This window comes from Aquifex sp., assembly GCF_056494385.1.
Genome location: NZ_JBSLZM010000019.1, coordinates 1 through 17,612, shown reverse-complemented (window position 1 = coordinate 17,612; position 17,612 = coordinate 1). Strand labels below are relative to the sequence as shown.

Below are 17,612 nucleotides of genomic sequence, written 5' to 3'. Positions count from 1 at the left end.
CTTAAGCCCCGTACTTTTTGAGTCTTAAGGCGTTTGCAAGGAGGAGCTGGGTAATCTTTACCGCCGGAAGTATGCCGAGCTCCCCTTTAAGACACTCCCTCTCTGTAAACCTCTCGGATGTTCCCCCCAGAACGTAAGGAGAGTGTATGAGAAGGGGAACGGGATGCCACGAGTGACCCTTTAAAACCGAAGGTGTTGAGTGGTCTCCCGTTATAGCGATAACATCCGGCTTAAGTGCCAGAAAGTCGGGGAGATGCTTATCAAACTCCTCAATTACACTTATCTTTCCCTCGTAATTCCCGTCCTCACCGTAACTATCCGTCTTTTTTATGTGGACGAAAAAGTAGTCATACTCGTTCCAAACTTTCTTTAAAGCCTCTATCTCTTCCTTTATCGTGCTTCCCTCAAACTCTATGAGGTCCATACCCACCAGACTCGCAAGCCCTTTATACATGGGGTAAACCGCTATACAACACGCTTTTATACCGAACCTTTCCTCCATAGTAGGTATATGGGGCTTTTGTGCAAACCCCCTGAGGAGTATGTAATTGGCTTTAGGCTCGTCCTTAATAATCTCGGTCGCCTTCTGTATAAACTTCCTCACGACCTGAGCAACCCTTTCAGCGTTGGGATTTTCACCTTTCGGTTCTAAAGGTTCTTTACCTACCTGTTGGGGGTCAGTGTCATTTATCTCATCACTTCCGGGAGGAAGTTTTTCGGGAAACCTGAAAACAACCGCAAACCTGTGTTCCATCCCCGGTTTTATGATTACCTTAACTCCGTCTATCTCTTTTATAGCTTCCTGTATCTTTGCGGTTATCCTTCTGTTTTCCTCCGTGGGTATCCTTCCCGCTCTTCTGTCAACCACTATAACCTTATTCCCCTCCCTCTTAACGGTTGCGTAATTTCCCCTAACAGCTATATCCGTATCCTGAACCTCTATACCGAGCCCCAGTGCTTCAAGTATTCCCCTTCCTATCTTATACTCTCGGGGATCGTATCCGAATATACCAAGGTGTCCGGGACCACTTCCCGGAGTTATTCCGTAATCAACGGGGATGTGAAGGCCCGTGGCGGACTTCTTCACCAGCTCGTCAAGGTTAGGAGTTTTTGCAAGTTCAAGCTCCGTCTTTCCGTCTTTTACGGGGAGTCCTCCGAGCCCATCCAGAACTATGAGGAGTATCTTTGAGTTATTTCTGTTTATTAACTCATTTAACTCCATAAGGTTTATTGTATTAAAAATAAAAGCTCGTTTACCCTATCCCTAACCTTTGGGTTTATTCTAAGCCTATAAAGTATTTCAACAGCCATTTCCTTTGGCATACTATCCAAGGAGGAAAACAGGAGCTCAAGAACCTCGTTAAGGTAATAAAGGGGAAGATATCTCACATTTTCTTCCATGAGCTCTCCGAGAAAATCATCGTATTTCTCCATCTTATAGATAAATTTTAAAAGGTGGAACTGAGAAGGGTAGAGGGCATTCTATTAGAACAGGCAATACTCAGCGGAAAACCCCAAGAAATTACGAAAACCTCAAAAAGGCTGGAGATAAAACTTCTCGGAAGGGTCCCCGAAGTTCTTAAAAATCTTCTCCTTTCCTCAAAGACACTAAAGGCAAAGGTCCTGAGAAACGAAAAGGGAAGAATTTTACTGCTCCTTGAAAATGGATACGAGATAGAGGCTGAGAGCAACCTTAAGATTCCCGTAAAGGAGGGGGAAACTCTCACGTTAATTCTTGAAAAGTCAAAACCTTTAACCCTAAGGGTTGTTCATTCCTACTTTAAAAAGGACGTTTCCCTTAAACTTATCGGAGGTCTTCTCTACAGCTTGGAAGGATATCCTTTAAAGGAAGTTTTGAGTTTCAAAGCTTTTAAAAACCTAGGTTTGTTTTACGAAAACAAAATAGTAAAGGCACTAATTAGCGGAGATATAGAAGAGATAAAAAAAGACATGAAGTTTAAAGCCCTAAAGGAAGAAAAGGAAGACCTGATAAGGTTCATTGAGTTACTACAGAAATATATAGTTGAGAACAATTACAAAAAACTGTTAATCCCCGTAAGATGGGAAGATAAAAGAGCCTTCTTACTTTTTAACGTGTATGGGAATTACAAAGTCTTAATCCATATTCCCCTCGGAAAGGACTTTCTGAACGTCCACCTTTTCGCTCCAAAGTCCTTAAACTTTTTATCTATTAAAATAGAAACGAATAACGAAAAAATATTAAAAAAAATCAAAAATTCTGCTGAAGAAATAAAAAAAATTCTCGGGAAACCTATAAAAAGCATTGAGTTTAATCTAACAGAAGAAGAAAACTTTATAAAAGAACTATCAGATAGTGTGAACATAGAGGTGAAGGTATGAAAGATAAGAAAGCGGTAGCCCTAAGATATGAACCGGAAAAAGACAAAGCCCCGGTAGTCGTTGCAAAAGGAAGGGGGGAAGTTGCGGAAAAGATAGTAAAGCTTGCGAGGGAAAAGGGGATACCAGTTGTAGAAGATGAAAACCTTGTTGAGGCACTTATAAGTATAGAGCTTTACGAGGAAATCCCTCCCGAGCTTTACGAAGCGGTTGCAAAGCTTCTCGCTTACTTGATAAAAAAGGTGGAGGAGTAATTATAAAGTGTTTTAATGAAATTATTAAGAATTTCTTAAGATAGAAACCTGAGAATAAGCATAATCTTATATTAAGAATATTTAAAGGAGGTTGGAGTTATGGCTACAATAACGCCCGACAAGGTTCTGGACACTTCAGGACTTAACTGTCCCCTTCCGGTTCTCAAGACCAAGAAGGCTCTTGAGGAGCTTCAACCGGGTCAGATTCTTGAGGTTATATCAACCGACCCCGGTTCTAAAGCTGATATACCCGCGTTTTGCCAAAGAACCGGACACGAACTCGTTGAGATGGTAGAAGAAGGAGGAAAGTATATATACTACATCAAGAAAAAGGGATAATAGGGGAGGATAAAGATGCCCACGGAAAGACTTGCGATAATAGCGACAAAAGGAACTCTTGATATGGCTTATCCTCCCCTTATTCTCGCCTCCGTTGCGGCTTCCCTGGGTGTTGAAACCGCTATCTTCTTCACCTTTTACGGCCTCAACATAGTTCACAGGGAGAAAGTAAAACAGCTTAAGGTTGCACCTCTCGGAAATCCCGCTATGCCTATGGTATTCCCTGATTCGGTGAAGCAGACACCCGTTGCGGGACAGCTTGCAAGTGTTATGGAAAGTATATTCCCGGGACCTCCGCAAATAATGGGAATAATACCCGGAATGACGGACTTTATGACCTCTATGATGAAGAAGAGAATTAAGGAAAAGGGTGTTGCAAGCATAGAGGAGCTCCTTGAGCTTTGTAAAGAGGCTGAAGTTAAACTGATACCCTGCCAGATGACCATGGATCTCTTCGGGTATAAGAGGGAGGACCTCATAGACGGGCTGGAACCCCCGGCGGGAGCTACGGAGTTCTTTAACTACGTTCTCGCGGCGGACAAACCGATGATAATCTTTGTTTAATAAAACCGGAGGTGAGGTATGGCAGGTCAGGAGTTTGAAAAGCTCCTTTTCTATATCGTTACCGTTCCCTTTTTCGTAAGAGCGGAGCCCACAACGGGGGAGCTAATCAATCCCCAAGCAGGGGCACCTTTCTTCCTTGCGACCGCGGCAACTACTATGGACTATGAAGTTGAAATGGTCATTACCTCTGAAGCAGGATACCTCCTTATGAAGGACAACGCAAAGAAAGTAAAGGTGAGACCCGGCGTTGAACAAACTGTTTACGACTTCATCAAGATGGCAAAGGATGCAGGTGTAAAGATTTACCTCTGTACACCCTCCCTTGACCTAACGGACATATACAAAGAAGAAGACGTGAATAAGGAGATATGTGACGGAATTCTCGGCGGTGCTGCATTCCTTGATAAGCTTATGAGCGGTGAGTATGCTGTCATTACGCTCTGAGCTTTCTTTTCTTTTTCTTTATCCTATAAGGATATTTTTATATTTCCATAAAAAAATTTTTTTGTTTTTCTATGAAGTGTTGTTTAATTTAAAAATGAAGAAAAAACCGTAGGAGGGTTTTAGGATGGCTGAACAAACTCAAGTTCGTAAATATGGATACAACATTCCCATTTCTGAAAAAACGCTCCAAGTCCCTTGGGAGGAGAAGGTAAGGATAATAGAAGAGGTTAAGTCGGACTTCAGATTCAAGGAATACCTTTTCGGATGCCTTAACTGCGGAGTTTGTACGGCATCTTGCCCATCAAATAGATTCTTCGACTACTCACCCAGGGAAATAGTTCAGAGATTTCTTGAAAATGACATAGACGTTCTCTACGATATGATGCACGAATACATATGGGCATGTTCCCAGTGCTTCACTTGCTGGATAAGATGCCCCTTCGTTAACAACCCCGGCGGACTCGTCATAATAATGAGGGAAGTCGCGGTAAGAAACGCCTTTGAAGCAACGAAGGACCTACTTAAACCCTACGGAAGAGTTCTTCTCAAGGTAATGACAACGGGTAACCAACTCTCAGCTGACATGCTACAGCCTGACTTCTTCCCCGACTGGGGACCCAAGATGCTCGACAACATGGAAAACCTCAGAGCTAAGAGAATGGCTATTCCCTTTGACGTAGGTAAATCTGTTAAAACCGCTTGGGAAGTATCCCTCCAAACCGCAATAGAGATGTATCAAATCTGGAGGGATACGGGAATATTTGAAATGCTTGAAAGACTTGACCCTAACCTCTACAACGTAATAATGGACATAGTTGAGGAAAACGAAGAAAGATGGGAAGAGCTTATGGAAGAAATGGAGGAAGCTGAAGCTTAAGCTAATGAGGGGGGTTGGTGCCCCGCTCTTGAAAAAAACTTTTAAAGGAGGTGTTAGCTATGGCTCACAAATCTAAGAGCCCCTATCTTATGTATCCTGAAAAGGAACCTTTTCCCATATTAAATAAGCACTCTCACTATGACCACCTCTTTGAGGAAATGTATGAACTTGAAGAGAAGGGAGAGATTCTCGTCTTCAGAATAACCGAAGAATACAGACCCAAATACGTTTACACGAGGACCGGAAGGATAAAGGTTATACCCACTAACAAGCTCTGGCACCATAAGTCCTGCGGGCAGTGTGGTAACATACCCGGATACCCCGCATCCATATTCTGGTTCATGAATAAGTTCGGACTTGACTACCTTAACGAACCTCACCAAACTTCTTGCACAGCTTGGAACTACCATGGTTCCGGGACTTCAAACCCGGTAGCTCTTGCAGCCGTATGGCTCAGGAACATGCACCAGGCTTGGAAAACGGGATACTATCCTCTAATACACTGCGGAACATCTTTCGGTTCTTACAAGGAAACGAGGGAACAACTTATATTCAATAAAGAGCTAAGAGAAGCAGTCAAGCCCATACTCAAGAAGCTCGGAAGACTCACCGAAGACGGAAGAATCGTAATACCCCAAGAAATAGTTCACTACTCCGAATGGGTTCATGCAATGAGAGATGAAATCGCACAGCTTTACGAGAAGGAAGGAAAGCCCAAAGGAATAGACGTATCCAATGTAAGGGTTGCAATACACAACGCTTGCCACACCTGGAAGATGATAGCTGATGACTATCCCTACGACCCCGAGGTTTACAACGGACAAAGACCTGCAGCGTCAACCGCAGTAATTAAGAAGCTCGGTGCTCAAGTTGTTGACTACTCAACCTGGTACGACTGCTGCGGATTCGGATTCAGACACATCCTCACGGAAAGAGAGTTCACAAGGTCATTTGCTATACAGAGAAAGCTCAAAGTTATAGCTGAAGAGATAAAAGCTGATGTTATCATAACCCACGACACCGGATGTACGACAACCTTTGAAAAGAACCAGTGGATCGGAAAGGCTCACGGAATGTATTACCCCGTAGCTGTAATGTCCGATGTAATGTTCTCTGCACTCGCATGCGGAGCTCACCCATTCAAAGTAGTTCAACTCTACTGGAACTGTTCTAACTATGAGCCTCTCCTTGAAAAGATGGGCATAACCAACTGGAGAGAGCTCAAAAAAGAATGGGAAGACACCGTTAAGTACATCTCAGAGCTTGAAAAGCAAGGTAAGTACGATGAACTCCTTGAGTTCTTCAAGGAGTACGACCTCTACGAACCCTACAGCAAGACCTCTGACGGATTCAAATTCAGAAGATCCGCAACCGCTGACCTACCCCTCTTCAAGTCATAACGGATTCCCCGGGGGCGTTTGCCCCCTATCCATAAATACCTTTTAAAGGAGGGTGATAATGGCAAAGTCTGTGCTCGTAATAGGTGGTGGTCCCGCAGGATTGGCTGCAGCAAGAACTCTGGGAAAACTCGGGGTTCACACTATTCTTGTTGAAAAAGAAAGTAAGCTCGGTGGAAGGCCTATCCTTGAGGAGTATCACACGCTAATTCCCAGGAAGATGAAACCCCAGCAAGTTCTGGGGCCCTTTATTGAAGAAGTTCAAAACAACCCCAACGTAGAAGTGAAACTCAACACGGAAATTGAAGCGTGTGAAGGTGAAGCACCTAACTTTAAGGTAACCCTCTCAAACGGTGAAACGGTAGAAGTTGGTGCAATCGTAGTTGCAACCGGATTCAGACACTTTGATGCAAAAAGGAAAGGTGAGCTGGGATACGGTATCTACCCCGACGTCATTACAAACCTTGAACTTGAACAGATGTTCTCAAGAGAAGGAAGACTTTACAGACCCTCAAACGGAGAACTTCCTAAAAGGGTAGCTTTTGTATTCTGTGTCGGTTCCAGAGACAGACAGCTCGGTGTTACAAACGTCCACTGCTGTAGATACGGATGCGCACTTTCAGGACTCCAGGGTTCCGAGATAAGGGAAAAGTATCCCGAAGTTGAAGTTTTCTGTTACTACATGGACGTAAGAACTTACGGAACTTGGGAATATCCCTTCTACTGGGCACCTCAAGAAAAGTACGGTGTTAGATACGTAAGAGGTAGGATAGCAGAAATAACTTATTCTCCCAAAGACGGAAGACTTAGGGTTAAGCACGAAGATACTATAGTTCAAAGACCTGCGGAAATACCCATGGACCTTGTAGTTCTCGTTCTCGGAATGGAACCTTCCGAAGGAACTCTTAAGGTCGCTAAGATACTCGGACTCGCACAGGACCCCGACAGCAGATTCCTCATTCCTGCGGAAGATAGCGGTTCAAACATAATCTCCAACAGACCCGGAATATTCATAGCAGGAGCTTGTAAGGGACCCATAGACATTGAGTCTTCTCTTGCAGAAGGAGAAGCTGCAGGTGCAGAAGCTGCAACATTTTTAGGAGCTAAGGTGAGCGCATGAGTGACCAAAAGCCTCAAGGCGGCTTTAAGGCCGCCTCTCTTGATGAAGCACTTATAAGGGATTACCTGATAAAGATACTAAGCGAAGGTGAGGAGTTTTTACAGGAGTTTTATCAGGATGTAAAAGCGAAGAGTGAGCTCTTTCAGCAAAAACTTTCCAAGGAGAACATAAAGAAACTCGCGAAAGAAGATTTTGAGGAAATTCTTGAACACATATTCCCGGCAAGGAGAAAGAAAAAGCGCATTATAGAGGAAACGGGCCTTGAGAACTTAAAGGAAGCGATAAGAAAGCTTCTTTACGGAGAAGAAGGGGGTTTTCTCGGCTTCGGAAAGAAGGAAGACACGAGAACTTGGGAAGAGAAGGTTGAAGAGTTTGCAAGAAGCATAAGGGGTGTTGATAGAAGGGCTGCAAGGGATATAGCAGCTGAGCTTCTTCACTTTACGTTCCCCGACAAGTATATACTCTGGACCTCATGGGTATGGGACCCTGAAACGGAAACGGGAGCGATAGTTTTTCTAAAAGAAGAATCCCCCACGGGTGGAAAGGGAAGGAAGATGTACGGAGAAACGTATGAGCAGTTTGAACAGGTTTACAAACAGATAGCGGAAAAACTCCACGAGTTCGGCGTAAAGGTTAAGGATTATCTATTCGTTGATATATTCCTCGCCATGATTTACGCTACTTACGTTGATTACATGACCCTTTCAACTATGCACAGTGCAAAGGGATTTTTCCCTCCTGCCGGTGTTATGGCGAGGAGGTTGTTGGGAGTTCATGCTCCCATTCATTACAAGGATGTTGAATCATCTTAGGAGGTGTGAGAGATGGCTATTCACGAGCGGTCTCTTGTTGAACCGGAGAGAATTTTAAGAAAGGACAGATTAGTTATAGACGGTGTTGACGTATCCGGAGACTGGAACCTTATTATCCTACCCAGGGTTATAGAGGACTATGACCTTTCCCTCCTTGACGAAATACTCCAACAACCCGAAGGAAAGACAATACTCCAGTGTTACCAATGTTCTTACTGCACGGCATCCTGTCCCGTTCACAACTACTGGGATGAAAGGTACAACCCCAGACACTTCATATACCTCGCAAGGCTCGGAATGATTGACGAGCTCCAGAAAAGAGCAGACGTAATGTGGAGATGTGTCTCTTGTCATAAGTGCACCCACAGATGTCCCAAAGGTGTTCTGGTTGAGGAAGTTCTAAAGGCTATCCTTAAGGTTCTCGCAAAGAGGGGACTTATAGAAGAATACCCCTCCAAGAAGTTTGACAAGTTCTTCCTTGAACAGGTTGTAGAATACGGAAGAATTGAAGACGGAGAGCTCCTCTTCGGATGGATAGAAAAGCAAGGTTACAAGGTTTTCAAGGACCCAATACTCAAGAAACCCGTTCCTCTGTTCGGTGAGATACCCGAATGGCTCAAGACACTTGCTATAAAGCCTATAAAGAACCTCAACATAGATTTCCTACTCCTGAACGCTAAGCATATGCTTATACACCCCAGAACTAAGAACTGGAGCAGGATGAAACAAGTTCTCAAGAAGATTCTCCAAGAGGAAGGTGTTGAGCTTCACTAATTGTATTTAAGGAGGTAAGGAAGATGGCGGTTCCGGCACAATTTAGAAAGCCACCTCTCGGTGGCATCGGAAAGAAGGTTGCTTATTATCCCGGATGTTCGTTAGAAGGTGCTGCAAGGGCTTACGATGTATCTACCAGAATAGTTGCTAAGGAGCTCGGGCTGGAACTTGATTATCTTGAGGACTACAACTGCTGCGGTGCTATGGAAACGAAGAATGTCAGCTTCTGGGGAACTATGCTCCTTAACGCAAGGAATATGTCCCTTGCAAGACAACAAGGACATAACGTAATCGTAGCACCCTGTAACGGATGTTCTTTCTCTCTCCAAAGGGCAGAATACTTTCTTGAAACGGACAACAAGACTCTTGAGAGAATAAATCAGCTTCTCCAAGAGGCAGGTGAAAAGCCTCTTGATACGATACCCCACACTTACCACATACTTGAATGGTTCTACCACGAAGCCGGTCCCGAAAAAGTAAAGGAAAAAACGAAAAAACCCCTAAGAGGTCTTAAGGTTGCAAACTACTACGGATGCCTATATACAAGACCTCACTTCTACGCAAGAACGTACTCCCACATAGCTCCCGAGGATGAGGAACAAGTAAGACCCAGGAAGAGGGAAACCGCGGACGACGACGAACACCCTTACTACATGGAAGCTCTCCTAGAAGCCGCAGGAGCTACAAGTGTTGAATTTGAACCTATGCACACCCAGTGTTGTGGAGGACCTCACTCATTATCTGACGAAGAAGTTTCGGAAAAGTTCGTAATGATGATTCTCCAGACAGCAAAGAGAAACGGTGCTGACATAATAGCAACCGAGTGTCCCCTGTGTCACGCATCTCTTGAGATGTACAGACACAGACTCATGCTTAAGGGTGTTCCCGACGTTGACGTACCCGCAGCGTACTTCACGCAGTTACTCGGACTTGCGTTCGGATACAGCGTAAACGACGTTAAACTGAAGGATAACCTCTCCGACCCCATTCCTGTGTTGAAGAAACTCGGACTGGCTTAATCTCTCAGCCCGCCTTTGGCGGGCTCTTAATAAAAAAAACTAATAGAGACATAAATTAGGGGTAAGGAAAATGTTGGAAAAGGAGTTGAAAATAGTAATATTGATGACCAGCGGACCAAAGACACCCTGGAGATGTGCTACTCCTTTTTATATAGCTACACTTATGGCAGCCCAAGAGGCTGACGTTGAGATATTCTTCAATATGGACGGGACAAATCTTATAAAGAAGGGTGTTGCCGAAAAGATATGTCCATCTCTTGAGGGTAACTGTTTCTCCGCAAACGGACAAAAGCCTAAAACGGTATACGATTTTATGAAAGACGCAAAGCTGGCGGGTGTAAAATTTTATTCTTGTAAGCAAGCTGTAGACTCAATGGGGTTAACGGAGGAGGATTTAATACCCGAAATTGACGGAATAGTTCCGGCGAGTGAGTTTGCCCTCAGGGCTATGCTCGCGGATAAGCTTATAACCTTTTAGTTTTAATAAACTTTAAGGGAGGTGTGATATGGCGGAAGTTAACGGATGTCCTCTCCCCGAGGATAGACTCTATTACATCAACCCCGACAAGAACGCATTTATATGGGTTAAGGAAGAGGGAGACGGTGTATTTGCCGTAGGGTTGACCTCCGTGGCATCCGCTATGGCAGGAAGGCTTGTCGCTTACACGCCCAAAAAAGTAGGTAAGGCTGTAAAGAAGGACAAAAGCATTGCAACCATTGAGAGCGGAAAGTGGGTAGGACCTGTTCCCTCACCCTTTGATGCGGAAATAGTTGAGGTGAATGACTCCCTAAAGGCTAATCCCGCGCTCGTTAACGATGACCCCTACGGACAGGGATGGATAGCAAAGGTAAAACCTGCCGACCCCGAGGCGGCAAAAGCCGGGCTTGTTGACGCAAATAAGGCTGCCGAACTTCTCCAGCCTATAGTTCAAGAGAAGGGGGTCAAGTGCGGTTAATTCTCCCCCTTCTTTAAAACCTTTTTAGGGAGTTTAAATATGAATCTTCAGGGAGCGGTTGAAGAGCTTGATATAGAGCTTAATCCTTCTCTCGTTGAGAGGTTATACGAGGGTTACGAAATTAGAAGGAAGAAGTTTGGAGACAGGATATTCTTTTACGCACCCGGGTTTAAGCATTACGAGGTTGACGATTTTTCGGTAAACTCTCCTCCAAAGTTCGTGGATATATCGGTTACGGGAAGACAGTGTGAACTTATGTGTGACCACTGCGCTTCAAAGATTCTGTGGCATATGATACCCGCCACAACACCCGAGGAACTCGTAAGGGTAGGTCGTGAGCTGAAGGAGAAGGGTATTGAGGGAGTTCTCATCTCGGGAGGATCCGATAAGAACGGATACGTTCCTCTATGGGAGTTCTTTGATGCGATGATGTATCTTAAAGAGGAACTCGGTTTCCTCTTGACGTGCCACGTGGGACTTGTTGACGAGGATTACGTTCAAGGCTTAAAAGAGGCTAAAGTTGATGCGGTCCTACTTGACATAATAGGGGACAACGATACGATAGCTCAAGTTTACAAACTTCCTCACAGGACAACCGAGGACTACGACCGCTCCCTGAAGCTTCTAAAAGAAGCCGGTCTTAGGATAGTTCCCCACGTGATTATAGGACTTCACTACGGGAAGATAAAGGGAGAGTATAACGCCATTGATATGATAGCGAAGTATGAGCCGGATGCCCTTGTCCTCGTGGTGGTTATGCCCTACTACGGAAAGGCAAAGTTCCAACTTCTTCCTCCTCCGAAAACGGAAGAAACTGCGGAAGTAATACTTTACGCAAGAAAGCAAGTTCAGAACTCTCCCGTTGTTATAGGATGCGCCAGGCCTGCAGGTTCAGAAAGGATTAAACTTGACGCCTATGCTGTTCTTGCAGGAGTAAACGGGATAGCGTTCCCTGCAGAAGGGATAGTGACATACTCAAAGGCTTTAGGCTTAAAACCCGTTGTATCCCCAAACTGCTGTTCAACTGTTTACTCAATGGTGTTCCAGACCATGGAAACCTCCTAAAAATCCTTTATCATTATCCTAAATGAAACTAGGTATACTGGGTTCTACAGGCTCGGTAGGTTCTCAAACTTTAGAGATCTATGAAAAGTTTGAAGAGGAAATTGAGCTTATAGGTATTCTCGCAAAGAGAGCTTCAGATAAACTTCTCTCCCAGGCGATAAAGCATAAGCCTAAGTTCGTAGTTTCCTACGAGGAACCCACAAAAGATTGGCTGGAATCTTTACCGAAGGAAACGAAATACCTTAAGGGCGACGAGGGACTGAAGGCTATTGTTGAAGAGTCCGAAAAAGTAATGAACGCCATTTCCGGAATTTACGGAATAAAACCCGCTTACGAGGTTATCAAATCGGGGAAAATTTTACTCGCTTCAAACAAGGAATCAGTAATATGCCTCGGAGAACTTATAAGGAAGCATAGAAACAAAGTTATACCTGTGGATAGTGAACACAATGCATTATTTCAACTGCTAAACGATATTGAAAGAAAAGAGCTAAGATACGTATACCTTACGGCTTCGGGAGGTCCTTTTAAGGATAAAAGCCTTGAGGAACTAAAAAACGTAAGCGTTGAAGAAGCTCTTAAACACCCAAGGTGGAATATGGGAGCTAAGATAACCGTTGACTCAGCAACGCTTATGAATAAAGGCTTTGAGATGCTTGAAGCCTCATACCTCTTTGACCTTCCTCTTGAGCTTATAAAGGTTGTGATACATCCCCAGAGTGTTGTTCACGGAATAGTTGAGCTTATAGACAACAGCTTTCTCATGCATACCTCTCAAACGGATATGAAAATTCCCATACTTTACGCCCTCTTTTACCCCGAAAGGAAAGCGTATCCCTTTGAGAAGGTATCTCTTCTGGAACTTTCACCTATAACCTTTGAAAAGGTTGACACTAACAAGTTTAAGGCAATAGACCTTGCAAAGTGGGCCGGATTTATGGGTGGGGTTTACGTGCCGGTCCTCGTTGGTGCTGATGAAGAAGCTGTTAAACTCTTCCTTGAAGAGAAAATATCTTTCCTTGACATTGTAGACCTTATAGAAGAGGCCTTAAGCGAGGTAAACATAAAAGACCCGGAGAGTGTTGAGGAAATACTTGAAGCTGTAGAGTGGGGAAGACAGAAGGTTAGGGAGCTTTACGAGAAAAAGCTTGCAGGTAAAAGATAGAGAAAACACCCCAAAAGGCCGAGGAAACCAGTAAAAAGTTATGGGCTATAAAACCCGCCTTTAGGGCCTCTTTCAGCTCAATTCCCTGAAGCTTTACGGGCAGACTGAAGGCTATCTCATAACTTCCGTAGCCCATAAATCCGTGGATTGGAAGAACAGAAGAAAGCTCACCTCCGAGAAAACCCAAAGTATAGGACCAAAAACCGAATACCCATATACTTTTGACAACAAAGTACGTAGCAACCGCCTTAAGGAGAAAGGATGTTAACGAAAGAAGAAAAAGTCTAATTGAAAGGGAAGGGTTTAACTCCTTGAGCAGAAAATCTTTTAAACCCTTAAGACCGTCGGGAATGAAACGAAGACTTAAGGGTAGCAAGTAATACAGTATTGATACTAAAAGAAGGAAGAGAAAAGATAAAATAATTCCGTATCTTATGTAAATAAAGATGAAAAAAACCGCAGAAGTAAGTCCCATAAGGTCGTAAACTCTTCCTATTATAAAGCTCCATAGTGAGGATTTAAGCTCTATACCTAACCTTTTTGTGTAGTAAAACCAAGTTAAATCTCCGCTTCTTGCGGGAAGCAAGTTATTCCAAAAGAGGTTGGCGGAGTTTAAGAAAAAAGAAATTTTAATAGGTATACCCAATAGAATAGCCCACCTTAAACTTCTTGTAATCTGACTGAATGTGTAAAATATAAAACCGACAAGATAGTCCTCGGGATTTATACCCTTTAAACTACTTAGTATTTCCCCCAGGGGAACAAAGTAAAAGAGTAAAGCAAGAAAAACAAAAGTTATTAAAAGAGAGAAAAACTTTTTCAAGCTTTATTAGGAACGTCGTGAATGACTATGGGTTTACCTGCCCACTCGGAAAGTATGTTTATGGCAACCTGAACACCGCTTCCCGCCGCTGCTGTATACATAGAACTAACACCGGCAAGTAGTCCCGCAACATAAAGCCCATCCCTAACCTTGTAGTCCCCGTCGTGTTTTATCATTACCCTTCCGGGTTTAGGAGATTTGGGGTTATCGACTACCTCAACACCTTCACACTCTATCTCAAACTTGTGGAAACCTGAAGCAAGAACAACGTATTCCGCCTCGTAAACCTTTCCACTCTGGGTATGGACCTTAAAGTTTCCCTTTTCTCCTTCAACTTTCACAACTATATCTTCAACGAACTCAACGTTCTCGCTTAAGGTTTTAGCTTGTTCTTTTAACTTCTCAAGAAGTTCTGTTCCGAGCGTTTCTACGGGAACACCCGGAGCGTTTTTTAAGAGAGCTCTATTCAGGTCGGACCTTCCGCTATCTATAACGAGAAACTTTTTACCTTCCGCCCATTCCCAACCTCTTCCTTGAGAAGAAGCAAGTGTTATAGCACAGGCCAGTCCAGAAGCTCCTCCTCCTACTATCACTACATCGTATCTCATAACAAAAATTATAAGCGATTACTAACCACTTGAAAAACTCTTTCTGAAAATTTCCTTAGCTCCTAAAAAAGCAAGAACGGAAGTTCCCACTATCCCGGAAAACAACAATGTGTATAAAATTACGATCTGAAAAAGGATAGCCTTTAAGGGAGGCGAACCGGCAACAAGCATACCGACCGCAACGCCTGGAATGTGAACAAGTCCGGCTGATTTTAACCAGTTTATTTTAGGAATTAAAGCCATCCTAATGCTCTCCCTTATGACGTCCATAAGAGCTTGTCTCAGCGTAGCTCCGAGGGCAACCTTTGCCTCTATCTCCTCCCTTCTGTTCCTTATCTCCCCTTTTATTCTGTCGTAAAAGAGAGAAAGACTATTCAGTGTATTCCCTATTATTAAACCACCGAAGGGTATAATTTCATGGGAAAGTCCTTTTAAAACACCGCTCAACAACAAAAGAGCAATAGGAAGTATATAACTTAATGTTATGGAAATGTAAACAACCGGAAATAGCTTAACACTTTTACTTCTCTCGGTAAATATAGCAGAAGCAACGAGACTCATAAAGGAAAAAATAAGGATGTATTCCGCTAAACTGTTAAACTTGAGTATATACTTGAGTATGTAAGCCAAAAGAAGTAGCTGTATAAATGTCCTCAGAGATGAAACAAAGATTTCCTTCTCTATACCTAACCGTTCTGTATATGAGAGAACTACCGTGAAAAGAACAAGGAGATAGGTGTTCAGGTATACGAGGTTTTCCATAAGAAATAAGGATTATACTTCCTTCAAGCTATCATAAAGGGCCTCAAGGAACTTATCGTTTTCCTCGGGTTTTCCAACACTCACCCTAAGGCACCTGCTAAGACCAGGCATATAAGAGACATCCCTTACGAGAATGTCCCTTTCCAGTAGTCTTTTATAAACCTCCTTTGCAGGTAAAGGTGTTCTAAAAAGAAGAAAGTTAGCTTTACTCGGAAACACCTCTACGTTTTCCATTTCCCTCATAGCCTCATACATTCTTTCCCTTTCCCTTATAACTTCGTTGATCTTTTCCTCAAGAAAGTCCCTCCCCTGAGTTAAAATAACTTTCGCTATCACCTGGGAAGGGTAAGTAATGTTAAAGGGAAGTCTTATCTTATCTATCTCTCCGACAACTTCCTCTTTTCCTATCAGTAAACCTATTCTTAAACTTGCCATACCTATCTTTGAAAGCGTTCTTAATACAACCGTATCCTCTCGTGTTAAAGCATCCTGTATAAAAGTTTCACCGCTGTAGTTGTAATATGCTTCATCCACAACGCAAAAAACACCTTTCTCTCGTATTTTTTCTATTTTTTTCCTTGAAAAAAGATTCCCGGTAGGATTGTTAGGATACGCAAAGTAGCCCAAAACGGGTTTTTCTTCTTCAATTTTTTCTAAGGATTCATCAAGATTTATGTCAAAACTTTCCTCTAACGGAACACTAACCACGGGTCTTCCGAGAACCTTTGCACTTATCTCATACATAGGAAATGTTGGAACAGGTATATATACAGGAAGGTAAACTTCGCCTATTGCTATCGAAAGGTAGTATATAAGTTCGTCAGAACCGTTTCCGAGAACGATATTTCTCGGGCTTACACCGAAGAACTCCGCCAACACCTCCTTAAGCTCTTCAGCGGTAGGGTCGGGATACTTGTTCAGGGGTATTTTCCTTACTTCTTCATTTATTCGTTTCTTTATTTCTTCCGGAAAATCGTAAGGAAACTCGTTAGAGGATAAACGAACGGAGGCCTTTGTGACCTCCGTTTTATATGGACTGAGATTTTTTATCCTTTCCGAAATCATTCGGTCTGAGCTTGTTCTTCTATTTGCTCTTCCGCTGTTTCTTCTCTCTCTTCCGTTTCTCTTTCCGGTTTAGTTATATACATCTGAAGCTCCTCAACGGTTGACTCTGCAAACTTATCCTCTATTATCCCCCGTATCAATTTATTTAATTTCTTTTCATCTCCCTGAGCTATCCCCAGGAGAATGTAATAGGTACTCTTGGGAACTGAGAGACTAATCTTCTTGTACTTAGGACCTGCCTTTCTTCTTCTTGCCATTTTACACCTCCTTCAGTTGTTTTCATTAAACTTGTTGTTAAATTCAATAGCGTGCGCCAAAAGCTCCTTATAAATCTTAAAGGGTGTTAAGACAACGTTTAACCTCTCGTTCTCCGCCGGGATAAGACAAAAAGCCTCATTAAGTATATCTATAAGCAGCTCTAGCTGGGTGTTAATCGTATCCACGAGAGCAAGTCTTTCAAGTTCTCTCTCTATCTCCTCAGGAATTGCAGAAAGAAAAGTTATATCAAAGTTGAAAACTTCGTATTCATCGTAAATATGGTCAAGCATTTCGTCAGTCTTTAAAAGAAAGAGCTCTTCAATTTTTAAAAGAAAATCTTCAACAACCTTTTTTTCTTCACCTTCAAGAACAGAATCAGCTATTACCTTTGTTTCCTCTATATCCACCTTAATTTCTTCTCTTATTCCCGTAAGGAGGTCCAGCGTAAACCTCAAAATTCTATCGTAAACAAACAGTTTCTTAAGAGTTTGAAGTTTTTGCGTTTTTCCCTCCATCTAGCTCCTCAATATAAATTATATTCAAATTTTTCAAAAAATTCCTAAAATTTTCGTCAACTTCAAAACCTTGTTCTCGGAGGAGCTCCTTTAATTTCTGCTGAAGTTTATTCCCCTTTGAGTCCAGGTCCAAGAGAAGTATAACCCTGTTCCATCTTTCTTCAAGTATGTCAGGTATATCTGCAAATCTTTTTCCCGAAAGGGTAAGTATATTCTTTATTGAAAACTTTTTAAGGGCTCTTTCGTCATTTTTTCCTTCTACTATTATTACTGCTTCCCTTGATACCTCTTTAAGGGCTTTTAACCACTCTCCTAAATCCTTGAAAGTGTATTTATCTTTTGAGTTCATCTTTTCTCTGAGCTATTAGACCACTTCTTTCCTTCTTTTCCTTTTCTGTTATCGTTCTATGTTCAAACTTGAGATAATCAAGATAACT

General features: G+C 42.8%; 24 protein-coding genes. 15 read left to right on the top strand and 9 right to left on the bottom strand.

Annotation, left to right across the window (positions count from 1 at the left end; genetic code table 11):
• Position 1: 1 nt before the first annotated feature.
• Both ACWB1W_RS01520 and ACWB1W_RS01515 read right to left on the bottom strand, forming a co-directional pair.
• Entirely contained in the window at positions 2-1,222 is a 1,221-nt protein-coding gene (locus ACWB1W_RS01520; protein ID WP_479369631.1) for a 2,3-bisphosphoglycerate-independent phosphoglycerate mutase, read from the bottom strand.
• A 5-nt stretch (positions 1,223-1,227) separates the two neighbouring features.
• Positions 1,228-1,434 (bottom strand): hypothetical protein, encoded by a 207-nt coding sequence (locus tag ACWB1W_RS01515; protein ID WP_479369630.1) that lies wholly within the window; start codon positions 1,432-1,434, stop codon positions 1,228-1,230.
• Positions 1,435-1,455: 21 nt separating this feature from the next.
• On the opposite strand from ACWB1W_RS01515, the gene ACWB1W_RS01510 reads away from it, so the two are divergent.
• The 15 genes from ACWB1W_RS01510 to dxr all read left to right on the top strand — a co-directional run bounded on the left by ACWB1W_RS01510 (position 1,456) and on the right by dxr (position 13,144).
• On the top strand, positions 1,456-2,361 hold the full coding sequence (locus ACWB1W_RS01510; RefSeq protein WP_479369629.1) for a hypothetical protein: 906 nt from the start codon (positions 1,456-1,458) through the stop codon (positions 2,359-2,361).
• Positions 2,358-2,612 carry an EscU/YscU/HrcU family type III secretion system export apparatus switch protein gene (locus ACWB1W_RS01505; RefSeq protein ID WP_479369628.1) on the top strand — a complete coding sequence of 85 codons (255 nt, stop codon included), beginning with the start codon at positions 2,358-2,360 and terminating at the stop codon, positions 2,610-2,612. The genes ACWB1W_RS01510 and ACWB1W_RS01505 overlap by 4 nt, the downstream gene beginning before the upstream one ends.
• A gap of 99 nt (positions 2,613-2,711) precedes the next feature.
• On the top strand, positions 2,712-2,951 hold the full coding sequence (tusA, locus tag ACWB1W_RS01500; protein ID WP_479369627.1) for a sulfurtransferase TusA: 240 nt from the start codon (positions 2,712-2,714) through the stop codon (positions 2,949-2,951).
• A 15-nt stretch (positions 2,952-2,966) separates the two neighbouring features.
• Entirely contained in the window at positions 2,967-3,515 is a 549-nt protein-coding gene (locus tag ACWB1W_RS01495) for a DsrE/DsrF/DrsH-like family protein (protein WP_479369626.1), read from the top strand.
• Between the two features lie 18 nt (positions 3,516-3,533).
• Positions 3,534-3,959 carry a DsrE family protein gene (locus ACWB1W_RS01490; RefSeq protein ID WP_479369625.1) on the top strand — a complete coding sequence of 142 codons (426 nt, stop codon included), beginning with the start codon at positions 3,534-3,536 and terminating at the stop codon, positions 3,957-3,959.
• A gap of 124 nt (positions 3,960-4,083) precedes the next feature.
• The gene (locus ACWB1W_RS01485; protein WP_459775244.1) at positions 4,084-4,836 is read left to right on the top strand and encodes a 4Fe-4S dicluster domain-containing protein; all 753 of its coding nucleotides are present in this window, start codon (positions 4,084-4,086) and stop codon (positions 4,834-4,836) included.
• Positions 4,837-4,895: 59 nt separating this feature from the next.
• Positions 4,896-6,236, top strand: a complete 1,341-nt coding sequence (locus ACWB1W_RS01480) for a heterodisulfide reductase-related iron-sulfur binding cluster (RefSeq protein WP_479369624.1) — start codon at positions 4,896-4,898, stop codon at positions 6,234-6,236.
• Positions 6,237-6,294: 58 nt separating this feature from the next.
• Positions 6,295-7,353: an FAD-dependent oxidoreductase gene (locus ACWB1W_RS01475; RefSeq protein ID WP_459775242.1), complete on the top strand. Its 1,059-nt coding sequence runs from the start codon at positions 6,295-6,297 to the stop codon at positions 7,351-7,353.
• A complete protein-coding gene (locus ACWB1W_RS01470; protein WP_479369623.1) occupies positions 7,350-8,165 on the top strand; it encodes a hypothetical protein in 816 nt (271 codons plus the stop codon). The genes ACWB1W_RS01475 and ACWB1W_RS01470 overlap by 4 nt, the downstream gene beginning before the upstream one ends.
• 12 nt (positions 8,166-8,177) lie before the next feature.
• Complete coding sequence (locus tag ACWB1W_RS01465; protein ID WP_479369622.1) at positions 8,178-8,939, top strand: 4Fe-4S dicluster domain-containing protein; 762 nt, start codon at positions 8,178-8,180, stop codon at positions 8,937-8,939.
• A 23-nt stretch (positions 8,940-8,962) separates the two neighbouring features.
• Positions 8,963-9,958, top strand: coding sequence for a CoB--CoM heterodisulfide reductase iron-sulfur subunit B family protein (locus ACWB1W_RS01460; RefSeq protein WP_479369621.1), 996 nt, complete (start codon positions 8,963-8,965; stop codon positions 9,956-9,958).
• A gap of 70 nt (positions 9,959-10,028) precedes the next feature.
• A complete protein-coding gene (locus tag ACWB1W_RS01455) occupies positions 10,029-10,436 on the top strand; it encodes a DsrE family protein (protein ID WP_479369620.1) in 408 nt (135 codons plus the stop codon).
• A gap of 28 nt (positions 10,437-10,464) precedes the next feature.
• Complete coding sequence (locus tag ACWB1W_RS01450) at positions 10,465-10,914, top strand: biotin/lipoyl-containing protein (RefSeq protein WP_479369619.1); 450 nt, start codon at positions 10,465-10,467, stop codon at positions 10,912-10,914.
• Between the two features lie 39 nt (positions 10,915-10,953).
• A complete protein-coding gene (locus ACWB1W_RS01445; protein ID WP_479369618.1) occupies positions 10,954-11,979 on the top strand; it encodes a radical SAM protein in 1,026 nt (341 codons plus the stop codon).
• 22 nt (positions 11,980-12,001) lie between these two features.
• A complete protein-coding gene (gene dxr, locus ACWB1W_RS01440) occupies positions 12,002-13,144 on the top strand; it encodes a 1-deoxy-D-xylulose-5-phosphate reductoisomerase (RefSeq protein ID WP_479369617.1) in 1,143 nt (380 codons plus the stop codon).
• On the opposite strand, the gene ACWB1W_RS01435 is transcribed toward dxr, so the two are convergent.
• From ACWB1W_RS01435 to ACWB1W_RS01405, 7 genes are read right to left on the bottom strand one after another with little or no spacing between them, the layout of a single operon-like run.
• Positions 13,104-13,967, bottom strand: coding sequence for a flippase-like domain-containing protein (locus ACWB1W_RS01435; RefSeq protein ID WP_479369616.1), 864 nt, complete (start codon positions 13,965-13,967; stop codon positions 13,104-13,106). The genes dxr and ACWB1W_RS01435 overlap by 41 nt on opposite strands.
• A complete protein-coding gene (locus ACWB1W_RS01430) occupies positions 13,964-14,575 on the bottom strand; it encodes an NAD(P)/FAD-dependent oxidoreductase (protein ID WP_479369615.1) in 612 nt (203 codons plus the stop codon). The genes ACWB1W_RS01435 and ACWB1W_RS01430 overlap by 4 nt, the downstream gene beginning before the upstream one ends.
• A gap of 21 nt (positions 14,576-14,596) precedes the next feature.
• The gene (locus ACWB1W_RS01425; RefSeq protein ID WP_479369614.1) at positions 14,597-15,337 is read right to left on the bottom strand and encodes an ABC transporter permease; all 741 of its coding nucleotides are present in this window, start codon (positions 15,335-15,337) and stop codon (positions 14,597-14,599) included.
• Between the two features lie 12 nt (positions 15,338-15,349).
• Entirely contained in the window at positions 15,350-16,402 is a 1,053-nt protein-coding gene (gene hisC / locus ACWB1W_RS01420; RefSeq protein WP_479369613.1) for a histidinol-phosphate transaminase, read from the bottom strand.
• Positions 16,399-16,659 (bottom strand): hypothetical protein, encoded by a 261-nt coding sequence (locus tag ACWB1W_RS01415; RefSeq protein WP_479369612.1) that lies wholly within the window; start codon positions 16,657-16,659, stop codon positions 16,399-16,401. Before ACWB1W_RS01415 ends, hisC begins: the two co-directional genes overlap by 4 nt.
• A gap of 12 nt (positions 16,660-16,671) precedes the next feature.
• On the bottom strand, positions 16,672-17,175 hold the full coding sequence (locus ACWB1W_RS01410) for a hypothetical protein (RefSeq protein ID WP_479369611.1): 504 nt from the start codon (positions 17,173-17,175) through the stop codon (positions 16,672-16,674).
• On the bottom strand, positions 17,141-17,524 hold the full coding sequence (locus tag ACWB1W_RS01405) for a toprim domain-containing protein (RefSeq protein WP_479369610.1): 384 nt from the start codon (positions 17,522-17,524) through the stop codon (positions 17,141-17,143). The genes ACWB1W_RS01410 and ACWB1W_RS01405 overlap by 35 nt, the downstream gene beginning before the upstream one ends.
• Positions 17,525-17,612: the final 88 nt, after the last annotated feature.